Consider the following 10326-nt stretch of genomic DNA (forward strand, 5'->3'; position numbering starts at 1 on the left):
TTCCTCAACGGCGGTGCGATCCAGGCCGCGATGACGGACAACCGCGTCGCGCTCTCCACCCTCCTTGCCGAGAACCCCGGCCGGGCGGTGAAGGACGAGGTCAACAAGGCGCTGGACGCCGGGAACGCCACGGCCCTGTACGAGTTCATCACGACCTCCTTCGAGAAGGCGCAGCGGGAGGACGACGGGGTGGCCACCTCTACCCTCCTCGTCACCGGAGGCCCCTACACCAAGGCCTACGCACAGGTCGCGATGGAGGGCCCGGCGTCACTGCGCCGCAACTTCATCCACTCCGTGCAGTACAAGTCCGCTCAGCTCGACCACGATTCGGCCACCCACATCGCCGCCATGCAGGGCGCGATCGCCGCGGCCGCGAAGATCGCGCACAAGGCGCAGGAGGACGCCCACCGCGCCCAGGAGGCCGCGGCCTACGCCCGCAACGCCTCCACCGCTGCAAAGGAGTGGGCGGACAAGGCGCAGGTGTCGGCTGCTTCTGCCCTCGTCTCCGCGAACGAGGCGAACACCCTCGCGAACCAGGCCGACCAGTCGGCCCAGAACGCGAAGGCCTCCGCGGACAAGGCGAAGCAGGCCGCCGCCGTCGCCACCACCGCGGCCCGCTCGGCGAACTACTCCGCGAACCGCGCCATAGCGTCCGCCCGTAGCGCGGTCGCCTCCGCCACCGCCGCCCAGGCGTCCGCCGCTTCGGCCCGCTCCTCCGCCGTCCAGGCCGGCAAGGACGCCGCCACGGCGGCGATCGCCGCGAGTTCGGCGCGCCAGATCGCGGTCAGCATGCGGCAGACCGAGGTCGCACTGGAGGCCAAGAAGGCGGCCGAGGCCGCACAGGCATCGGTCCAGAGCGGAACCAACCAGGCCGACGCGCCCGAGCACGACACCGTCAAGGACGCTTCCGAGTGGTGGAAGACCGCAAAGGGATGGGCCGCCAAGTCCCACGAAGCGGCCATCTTCACTGGCTGGGTGACCGTGGGACTCGGCCTCACCGGTCTGGCAGCCGGGGCCTTCGGGGTCACGGCCCCCGCCGTGCCGTTCATCGCGGGTCTGGCCCTGTCCGCCGGCCAGGTCACGATCGGCCTCGAAGTGATCAGTACGGTCTCGACGGGAATCGGCTACGGCTGGACCAGCAGTGAGTTCAAGAGGTCCCTGGGGATCACCACCATCAGCGCTCTGACCTTCGGCGTGGGCAGGATCGTCCACCACTCCGTCGGCTCGCACCTCGTCAAGGAGATCTCCGGGATCGGCCGCGAAGCCGTGTCGACGATCGTCAGTTGGCTGGGCGCCGGGCACTGAACCTGGGGGGACGCACTCAGAGCCGTGCGGTACGAGAGCCTCCGGGCCCTCGTACCGCACGGTGCGAGTCCTTGCGCTCGTCTGGCGCTGTGTGGATTATGCCTTTCCACGGCGACTGGTGCCTGACCGCCGATGTGGCTATATGGACGACAAGTGGTGTGATGGGGCCGTTGTTGTGGCCGTTGATCGTGGTGAAGGTGGCGAGTGCGTCGCCGCTCGTGACGGTTCCCGCGTTGCCGATTCCAGCGGGGCCGGCTCAGGGACGCCGTCGCCGCCGGTGCCGCCGGTGAGGGTGATCCTGGCCGCGCCGGCGCCGTTGACTGTCGCCGCACTGCCGGTCGCGGCGCCTCCCGCACGTCGGCATTGACCAGGCATGAACACCCTCAAGAACGCGGCGGTGGCGGCCCTGGCCGTGGTGGCGGTGGCGGCACCGGCCGCGCCGACCGCTACGGCCGCGCCGGCCTACAAGTGCGCGAGCAGCACCAGGGACATCGACGACAGCAGCTATGACGGGCCATGGCCGGACAACTGGAAGATCACGGTCAAGACGTGCGCGGCCCGTTCCGGGGGCACCGTGTACGCCTACGCCGAAGCGAAGTGGGACGGCACCGCGTTCCGCGAAGTGGACGATGTGACGATCTTCGATGGGGCCAAGCTGCGATTGCAGATCAAGCAGTCCCGCGACGGCACCGACCCCATGGTGATCGAGAGGGACTTCACCGCGATCGAGGACCGGTTGGAGGACAGCACGTCGAGCGGCAACTACAACGGCCACTACCGAACCCCGACGATCAGCCACCGGGCCGGCCGCGGCGCCCTGGCCGACTCCACCTGTTCCTGGACTGGCACGGTGACGGCCGCGGCTACAGCCGCCACGACTACACCGGCTCGCCCACCGTCTGACCCGGCGCAGCGGTGGGGGCCCCCGCTGCGCCGGGTGGCGGCCCGCACTGCTGCGCTCAGGCGCGATCTCTGGTTTCGTGTCAGTGGTGATTCTGCTTGGTGCTGGATTGAGGTTGCTTCTAGTTGGCGGTCTACCCGCCGGTTCAGTGCCCACTGCCACCGCGGAGATTGCCGGAGAATGTAGCGAGTGAAGCTCGGGCGACGTGACCATGGCTGAATGCCCGAGCATTGAAGAATGCAGCCAATCTCCAACAGGGCTCTGCGAGCTTGGCCTGCCATAGGGTGCGCAGGCGGCTCGGCTCCTTGAGGGAACCATGGTTGCCCTCTAGTGCCGGTGATTGTTGTCACCGTGAATTTGTTTGACAATGATCAAGATCAAAGAGATCTTTACTCCTGCCTATTGCTTTGATCCTTGATTCCTCGCCCTGGGGCCGACTGCCCCTAGTTCACGGCCAATCTCTGGCCGCCTACGGAAGGCCACTGCCTGATGCTCTCGCGTGCCCGCCAACTGACCCTGCCAGCCCTGTTCCTCGCCACGCTCGGTTCGTTCACCTACCCCGCCTCGGCCTCGGCTACCGTCCCGGCAGAGACACGCGTCGCGGCCCAGGACGCGGAGGCTCAGGTCCTCTCCGACACCGTTTTGATCAGGAACGTCACCAGCAACCGGTGCCTCTACGTGCCTTGGCAGACGCCCGACAACGGCGCCGTCGCCAAGCAAATCGACTGCGAGCCCGGCTATAACGATCAACGGTGGACTGTGCAGCCAGCGGTTAACGGCTCCTACTTGATCCGCAACGCCCATAACGGGCGGTGCCTCTACGTGCCCTGGCAGACACCTGGCAATGGCGCCGTCGTCAAGCAGATCGACTGCAACTCCAAGTATGCCGACCAGCTGTGGAAGCTCGAAACTACCTCCAACGGCAACCGCCAGCTCCGCAATGTCAATAGCAACCGCTGCATGTGGGTGCCTTGGCAGACACCCGAAAACAACGCCGAAGTCAAGCAGATCGACTGCAACCCCAAGTATTCCGACCAGCAGTGGGAGATCTGACCCTCCGGCGCCGCGAGAGGCGGGAGCCCACGTGAAACTCGCCTGCGGAACAAGCTAAGCTGAACAGCTGAAGCCGGGCCCTTCATGGGGCTCGGCTTCGCTATTCCCCATCAGTCATTTGTCGGTGGGTATTCGGTGTTGGGGTGCCTGATGGTCGGAGCCTCGGGGTTACAGCGATCCTCGACTGATGATCGGCGTTGAGTTTTCAGTGGTTCGGTGTTCCGTTTTCAGTTTGGGTGGATAGCGTTTGACCTTGGGGTTTGCTGCTGGTGCGGGATTGGACTGAAAGCGGGCCGAACTGGCGCTGAAGAGTTGCGCCGATTTCCGGTGAAGGCTGAGAGCTGAGTCTGTAGGTGTGGTGGTCGCTTAGGTCGTGGCTTGCTGGTCATGTCGGGCCCGGAAGAGGTCGGCGGGACCTGCTCAGCGCGGAGTTCCGGGGCTACGGGACGGCTTCGGCCAGAAGGATCCGGTTCCGCTCGTGGTCGACCGTCACGATCTGCACGGGGATCTCACAGCCGGGGGCACTGGGCCTTCAGCAGTGTGAATGAGTGCGTGGGTGGCACTGGTTGGGCGTCAGCCGGGTCAGCGTGGTCGTCCCTGCTCCTCACCTCGCAGTAGCTCTGATCTTGGCTGTCATGGGGTGACCTGGCTGCTGCCATGAGGTGGTTACCACGGTGGTGGTTGGCTGTCACGGGGTTGCCCATTCCTGTGTGCGGTTCGCCGGGGTCGGGGTGGGCTGGCGTGTATGGGTGAGGACGGCCGGTTGGCGCGGGGTGTGGTGGTGCGCCGTCTGTTGGCGGTGGCTGAGGTGTCGGGGTCGGGGTCGGTGTCTGCGTTGCATGTGCGGGTGGCGGCTGAGGCGGCGGGGGTGTCGCCGCGGACGGTGTGGCATTGGCTTGCCGCGGCGCGTGCGGGCCGGTTGGAGCGGCTACCGAAGTCGTCGTTTTCGTTGTCGGATGTTTGGTGGGCACGGCTGGCGGCGGAGGGTGGGAACGTCTCGGCGGTGTACCGGCGGATGATCGAGGGCGGGGAGAAGGCGGATTTCCCTGTGCCGTCGTTGGCGACGGTTCAGCGTTCGGTGAAGCGGGATGTGCGGGAGGGCAGGGTCCTTGAGGTCGCGTCGGTAGGGCGGGGCCGGGTGGAGGCCGGTCGTTATGACCGGGTCCTGGCTGAGCTGAAGCTGGAGAGGCCGGGGGAGGGCCTGGCGGTGATCGACGCCGAGCCGGGTGCTCCTGCCGTAGTTGAGCCGGAGGACGAGGACATCGGTCCGTCGCGGGGTGGTGTGCGGTTGTTCGTGCCGGGTGCCCGTGTGCTGTCGACGGGGCCGGTTGCTGGGGTCGTCGAGACGGTGGGTCATACGTTGGCGGCGCGTGGGATTGGGTGTGTGTTCGGGGAGCCGGGGGTGGGGAAGACGGTGGCGGTGCAGCAGGCGCTCCATCTGCTGCCTAACCGGGTGCCGGTGTGGCGGGCGGTGGTCGGGGTGAAGCCGGGCCTGCCGCAGATGCGCGCTTCGCTGCTGGACGCGCTGGGGCTGTCGGCGGGTTCTCTCTCGCACGGTGCGCAGCCGGCGGACCGCGCTCTCGGGGAGGCGCTGCGCCGGCCCGGGGTGCTGTTCCTCGACGACGCCCAGCGCTTGTCTCCGCCATTGCTGGATTACCTGCGCCTGTTGTGGGACGAGCCGGGTACAGCGGCGGCGCTGGTGCTGTGTGGGGCGGGCGCGGAGCGGGTGATTGCTCGGGCGCCGGCGCTGCGGAAGCTCCTATGGATCGTCAAGTGGTGTGTGGGAGTGGGGTGGGTGTGGTGATCGGCCGGGTGAGGTGTCTGTAGATCTCGCGGGCGATGAAGCGTTTGAGGCAGCGCAGGATGTCTTTCTTCGACAGTCCTTCGGCAGTGCGGCGGGCGACGTACTCGCGAGTGCGCGGGTCGTATTTCATACGGGTCAGGGCGATCATGTGGAGCGCGTGGTTCGCGGCCCGGTCCCCGCCGCGGTTGAGGCGGTGACGGTCGGTCCGCCCGGAGCTGGCGGGGATCGGGGCGGCCGCGCACAGGTGCGCGAACGCAGCCTCCGAGGCAAGCCGGTCGGGGTTGTCGCCCGCGGTGACCAGCAGCTGGCCGGCCGTCTCGGTTCCAACACCGTGAAGATCCACCAGAGTCGGAGCGGCCTGGGCGACCAGCGGCTTCAGCTCCCGGTCCGCATCGCTGATCTCTTCGGTCAGGTGCTGGTAACGGCGGGCCAGACGCCGCAAAGCAATCTTGACCGCGCAGGAGGGATCGCTGAGGTCCGCTCCGGGCCGGGACCGGGTCAGGGTGGTGATCAGGTCGCTGGTGGACAGAGACCGCAGACGTTCACGGACCTCACCCGGGGCGGTGACGATCAGGTTCCGGATCTGGTTGATGGTCTGGGTGCGGGACTTCACCGCGCTCTTGCGGACCACGCGCAGGGCTCGGATGGCCTCCACGATCCCGTTCCGCGACTTGGGTGTCCCGCTCGCCCGGCCGGAAAGGACCGCGGTGGCCGCCGCGTAGGCGTCGACGGGGTCGGATTTGCCGCTGGCGCGGCGGGCCCTGCGGTCAGGCCGGTCCACCTCGATCACGGCCACGTGGCGTTCTTGCAGGTGGCGGGCGAGTTCAGCGCCGTAGGCGCCCGTGCCCTCCATGCCGACGGCGATGACCTCGCCATGCGAGAGGAGCCAGTCCAGCAGGCGCTGGCAGCCGTCGGGGGTAGTGGGAAACGCTTGCGTGGCCAGGTGCCGGCCGACCGTGTCGATCACGGCCGCCTGATGGAAATCGGTATGTGTGTCGACACCGCCGAGGACCGATATCGCTTCTGTCATGCTGATGACCGCTGCCTTCCGTGTGACGCGCGAAGTCAGTGCACGCGCGCCGGTCGGGAAGCCGGACAAGACAGTGACGGGACCTTTGGCCGGGCTCCTATGAAGTCACTGGCCCACCGACCGGCGTGCGCAAACAGCACCGGCCAGGCAGCCGACGATTCCGCCCAAGGACAGCCGAAGCGTCAGTCAAGGGTCGAGTCAGACCACCCAACCGGTGCCGCCATCATCCTCACTGTCAAGGGTGCTGACCTGGCACCAGGTCCCCGGCCTGGACCAGGAACGGCTCGCCGAGATGCTGGCGATGTTCCATGACGTGTGGGAGGGCGCGGATCCGGCGGACGTGGGATGGGCGGATGCCACGGTGGCGCGGGGCAACTTCCGGACCTGGGCGAAGATCACTTCCCACGTCTACGCCCTGGCCAAGCGAGGCCGGGACGTACGCGTGGACAGGGCGTTGATCGAGCAGGCCTGTGCCCGGCTGGGCCCCTATCCGTAACGGCTGGCAGGTGACCGGAAAGGGAGACCAAGACCAGGTGGCAGGGAGCCGATTCCATGATCAGTTCGTCCGGAGCAGGAGATCCGCGGCCGCTGGACGCGCCAGCGCCAGACGCTGAGCTCCACGGTCCGGCGCTCGCCGCACTGCGCGGGCCTGCTGTGCAGCATCTGCTGCGTCTGCGGGGCCAGGGCCGGCTTTCCCGGGGGCATGTGCGTCTTGCGGGGGAGTGTCTGGGGGTATCGGAGCGGACTGTGTGGCGGTGGGTTGCCCAGGCCGAAGCTGCTCCCAGCGCACGGGCTGTGCCGGGTGCCCGGTCAGCGGACCGGTTCGAGATCACGGGCGGGATCCGCGTGCTGCTGGCGTACTGGCGGGGCAACGCCTCGGCGGTCCAGCGGCAGCTGATCGTCCGGGCCCGGACGACGGCCGGTGAGCCGACCATCGCAATTCCCGGCGGTGCGCCGACGGACGCGGTCCCGCTGCTGGATCCGGTGCCGTCGTTGTCGACGTTCCTGCGCGCGGTGCGCCGTGACCTGACCGCGGGTGAACGCGCGGGGCTGGCCCGGGGGCCGGAGGCGGCCCGGGCCCACGATGTGTTCGGGCGTCGCCCGACGGAGTGGCGGAACCGCACCTGGGAGGCCGATCACGTCCAGGCGCCGCTTGCGGTTGACGCGGACGGGGAGCTGGTGCGCCCGTGGGTGACGTGGTTCATCGACGTCGCGACGAAGGCCATCACCGGTACCGCGGTCACCCCTGGCCATCCGTCGCGGGCATCGATCCTGGCGGCTCTGCGCGCTGCCGTGCTGCGCACCGGCCCGTACGGTCCGGCGGGTGGCATACCTGAGCATGTGCGCGTCGACCGCGGCCGGGACTTCCTGTCGAAGACCGTCCTGGCCGCCTTCACCGATCTGGATACCAAGTTCGAGGATCTGCCTGCCTACAGCCCTCATCTGAAGGGCACGGTGGAGAACCTCAATCGGTGTGCGGACCGCATGCTCTTCGCCGTCCTGCCCGGCTACACCCTCACCTCCAAGCCCCGGCCCGCCAAGAAGAAGCCTCATTCCGACGAGCCACTGCCGCTAACCTTCGCCGAGTGCACCTTCGAGGTCCTGGACTGGGCGCGCTGGTGGAACACAGAGCACCGCCCCGCCGGCCTTGCAGGTCGGACCCCTCTCGAAGCCTGGCAGGCCGACCCCACACCGCTCTCGGACATCCCCGAGGCCGCCTTGTGGGGGTTGATGCTGGAGGACGACGGCCGGGTGCGGAAACTGAGCAGCCACGGGGTCCGCTGGCGAGGCCGGGACTACCTCGGCGCGTGGATGGCCGGCCAGGCAGGGCGCAGTGTCCGGATCAGGCACATGCCCCACCATGACCACGAGATCGAGGTCTGTGACCTGGGCGGCCGCCACCTGGGCACCGCCCACCTCGCCGACGCCGCCACCCCAGAACAGCTCGACGAGCTGCGCCGCACCCGTACCGTGCGGGCCCGACGACTGCGCGAGGAGACGAAGAAGGCCGAGGCCCTGCGCCGGCAGCGCTTCGCCCCGGCCACCACGCCCATGCCCGCGCAGGGCCTGGGCGCCGTCACGGCGGCCGAAGCCGATCAGGAACTCGCTGCGGAATCCGACAGTGACATGGCCGCCTTGGCCCTGCCAGACCTCATCCCTCACGCCCCGCCGCCCGACGACTGGAACACCCCAGCCGCCCTGCGCCCTGCCACGTGGGAAGAGAAGCGATGACGAGCCAGCTGCCACCGCGGGAGACCGACCACTACACCCAGCTCGCGGATGCCGCGGTTGTCACGACTCGGGCGCTCCTGGCGGCCAGGGAGAACATCGCCGACACGATCGATGCCAGGGCGATGATGTGCCTCCACGGGCCGGCAGGCGTGGGCAAGACCCTCGCTGCGAACGTCTGCCTGCGAGAGCTTGAGCGGACCCGGGGCGAGGAGGTCTGCCGGATCGCCTTCCGCGCCCGTCCCACCGCCCGTGCTGTGCGCCACGAGCTTTTCACCGCACTCGGCCTGCCGGGCGAACCCCCGCGTCACCCGTCCGAGTTCGATCGGCTGCTTCTGGACTCGCTGGCAGCCCAGCCTCGTACGCTGGTGGTGGACGAAGCCCAAGGGCTGAATCGAGAGACGTTCGAGTACTTCCGCTACCTGTGGGACGAGCCCGCCACCCAGATCGCCATCGTCTTCGTCGGCGGCGCAGGCGCTCATACCGTGCTGCGCCGCGAGCCGATGCTGTCCTCCCGGATCTTCATCTGGCAGCAGTTCACCCGCCTCACCCCCGGAGAGGTCCTCGACGTCATCCCGCTCTTCCACCCTGTCTGGGAGGACGCAGACCCCGCCGATCTCTCCTTCGCGGACGAACAGGCCGCCCATGGCAACTTCCGCGCCTGGGACCAACTCACGGCCCACATGCGCACAGCCCTGGAACGCACCGGCCGCCCACGCCCGGACCGCGACTTGTTGCGCTGGGCTTTCAGCCGCCTCGCATGAGCGCGCCCGCCACGCTGCGGCTGGCTGTCGTCATCGATGCAGAGGATGACGCAGCGTTCACCCACACCGCCCTGGCCGCGCGCGCCCCGCTGGTCGGCCGGATCACGCTCCACCCTGGCCCGGGCACGACCAGCGATACCGCACTGGCCCAGGACCTGCTGCTCGCTCTGGACAAGCCAGCCCACATCCCAGGACGTTTCCCGCACGGCCGCCCGCCGCTGTGGGAGGCCACCGCCGCGTGGATGACCGCACTGGCCGTCACCCGCCTGACCGTCCTGCGCGCCCATCTCCTCGACGAGCGCCGCCTGCAGCGCATCCTGAGCCTGTGGTGGCAGACGGGCATTCACCTCACGCTCGTCGTCCACCGGCCTCGCCTGACCGCGGCTCTCGAACGCGCTCTGCCCGGCGGCGGTTATACGACCGCCCGTTCGCTCGGCGAGGCCCGGGCCCTCTACCAGGGCGACGACACCGCAGAGGGCGTAGCGCCGCTGATGCCTCGTGCGCGGCCGACCGCCTGGCGATGGATCACCCTGGAGGCCCTGAGCCGCCTGGTCTCCTACGACAGCCCCCAGCCCTGTACCGCCGCCTGTAGCCGCGCCCGATCGTCTACCTGCAGCGCCCGGCACCCCTGGTGCCGACCCTGGCCCAGTCCGTCGAGCTGGCCGCCCGGCTGCACGCCGCGAGCGCCCACCCTGCCCGCGTCGCGGCCCTCGCGGGAGCCGTTGCCGCTGGGGCCTCGTTCCAACAGCTCACCACGGCCCGAGCCGACGGCTTCCATTGTGCCGACGGCACCCTCACCTTGCACGACCGAACCCGCTACACCGACGGCTGCGCGATCTACCCGGTGCCGACCTGGGCCGCCCCTTTCCTCCACGCCGCGGCACAGTTCGCTCACCTGTCCGGCACCTCCTACCTGCTGGCCGCGCCCGCCCGGCCCTGCTGCGCCTGGCCGAGACCATCAAGATCCGCCCGCCCCAGCCTCGCGCCGGCCAGGCAGGCGCGAAGCGTGACCCGGTGGTCTGGGACTGGGCCGAGAAGAGCGAGGCTCTGGGGTAGCCCCCTATGTCAAGCACGGCAGTTGTCACCGGCAAAGCTGGTTGAGCTGGTGTAGAAGACCGGTCGAAGCAGCCTGATTGTCACCAGTGAGTGGCTGTTGTCTTTCCGGTCGTGGCTGTGGTGTTTCCGCTGGTCAGGAGTAGGAGCGGTGGGTCGGTGGGAGGGTTGGCCTGTTGGGTTGTTG

The 10326-nt window shown here is 68.7% G+C and carries 7 protein-coding genes and 1 pseudogene; 7 read left to right on the forward strand and 1 reads right to left on the reverse strand.

Annotated features, from left to right (window positions below; translation table 11 throughout):
* From ACIQV3_RS40105 to ACIQV3_RS40120, 4 genes and pseudogenes are all read left to right on the forward strand, one after another.
* Window positions 1-1305: pseudogene (locus ACIQV3_RS40105) on the forward strand (hypothetical protein); the annotation flags it as partial.
* Window positions 1306-1678: 373 nt separating this feature from the next.
* The gene (locus ACIQV3_RS40110; protein ID WP_403722205.1) at window positions 1679-2392 is read left to right on the forward strand and encodes a hypothetical protein; all 714 of its coding nucleotides are present in this window, start codon (window positions 1679-1681) and stop codon (window positions 2390-2392) included.
* Between the two features lie 303 nt (window positions 2393-2695).
* The gene (locus ACIQV3_RS40115; RefSeq protein WP_403722207.1) at window positions 2696-3259 is read left to right on the forward strand and encodes an RICIN domain-containing protein; all 564 of its coding nucleotides are present in this window, start codon (window positions 2696-2698) and stop codon (window positions 3257-3259) included.
* Window positions 3260-4004: 745 nt separating this feature from the next.
* Window positions 4005-5063 (forward strand): AAA family ATPase, encoded by a 1059-nt coding sequence (locus ACIQV3_RS40120; RefSeq protein WP_403722212.1) that lies wholly within the window; start codon window positions 4005-4007, stop codon window positions 5061-5063.
* On the opposite strand, the gene ACIQV3_RS40125 is transcribed toward ACIQV3_RS40120, so the two are convergent.
* On the reverse strand, window positions 5029-6093 hold the full coding sequence (locus ACIQV3_RS40125; protein ID WP_403722215.1) for an IS110 family transposase: 1065 nt from the start codon (window positions 6091-6093) through the stop codon (window positions 5029-5031). The two genes, ACIQV3_RS40120 and ACIQV3_RS40125, sit on opposite strands and share 35 nt — an antisense overlap.
* 241 nt (window positions 6094-6334) lie before the next feature.
* On the opposite strand from ACIQV3_RS40125, the gene ACIQV3_RS40130 reads away from it, so the two are divergent.
* From ACIQV3_RS40130 to ACIQV3_RS40140, 3 genes are all read left to right on the forward strand, one after another.
* A complete protein-coding gene (locus ACIQV3_RS40130; RefSeq protein WP_403722216.1) occupies window positions 6335-6589 on the forward strand; it encodes a hypothetical protein in 255 nt (84 codons plus the stop codon).
* A gap of 158 nt (window positions 6590-6747) precedes the next feature.
* Entirely contained in the window at window positions 6748-8325 is a 1578-nt protein-coding gene (locus tag ACIQV3_RS40135; protein ID WP_403722220.1) for a Mu transposase C-terminal domain-containing protein, read from the forward strand.
* Complete coding sequence (locus tag ACIQV3_RS40140; RefSeq protein WP_403722218.1) at window positions 8322-9086, forward strand: AAA family ATPase; 765 nt, start codon at window positions 8322-8324, stop codon at window positions 9084-9086. Before ACIQV3_RS40135 ends, ACIQV3_RS40140 begins: the two co-directional genes overlap by 4 nt.
* The last annotated feature ends 1240 nt before the right edge of the window (window positions 9087-10326 follow it).

The organism is Streptomyces sp. NPDC099050 (assembly GCF_044759865.1).
GTDB lineage: Bacteria > Actinomycetota > Actinomycetes > Streptomycetales > Streptomycetaceae > Streptomyces.

Bases quoted from the DNA above. Each gene is read 5' to 3' on its own strand.
- ACIQV3_RS40115 (WP_403722207.1), top strand. From the start codon at position 2,696: ATGCTCTCGCGTGCCCGCCAACTGACCCTGCCAGCCCTGTTCCTCGCC.
- ACIQV3_RS40125 (WP_403722215.1), bottom strand. From the start codon at position 6,093: ATGACAGAAGCGATATCGGTCCTCGGCGGTGTCGACACACATACCGAT.
- ACIQV3_RS40120 (WP_403722212.1), top strand. From the start codon at position 4,005: ATGGGTGAGGACGGCCGGTTGGCGCGGGGTGTGGTGGTGCGCCGTCTG.
- ACIQV3_RS40140 (WP_403722218.1), top strand. From the start codon at position 8,322: ATGACGAGCCAGCTGCCACCGCGGGAGACCGACCACTACACCCAGCTC.
- ACIQV3_RS40110 (WP_403722205.1), top strand. From the start codon at position 1,679: ATGAACACCCTCAAGAACGCGGCGGTGGCGGCCCTGGCCGTGGTGGCG.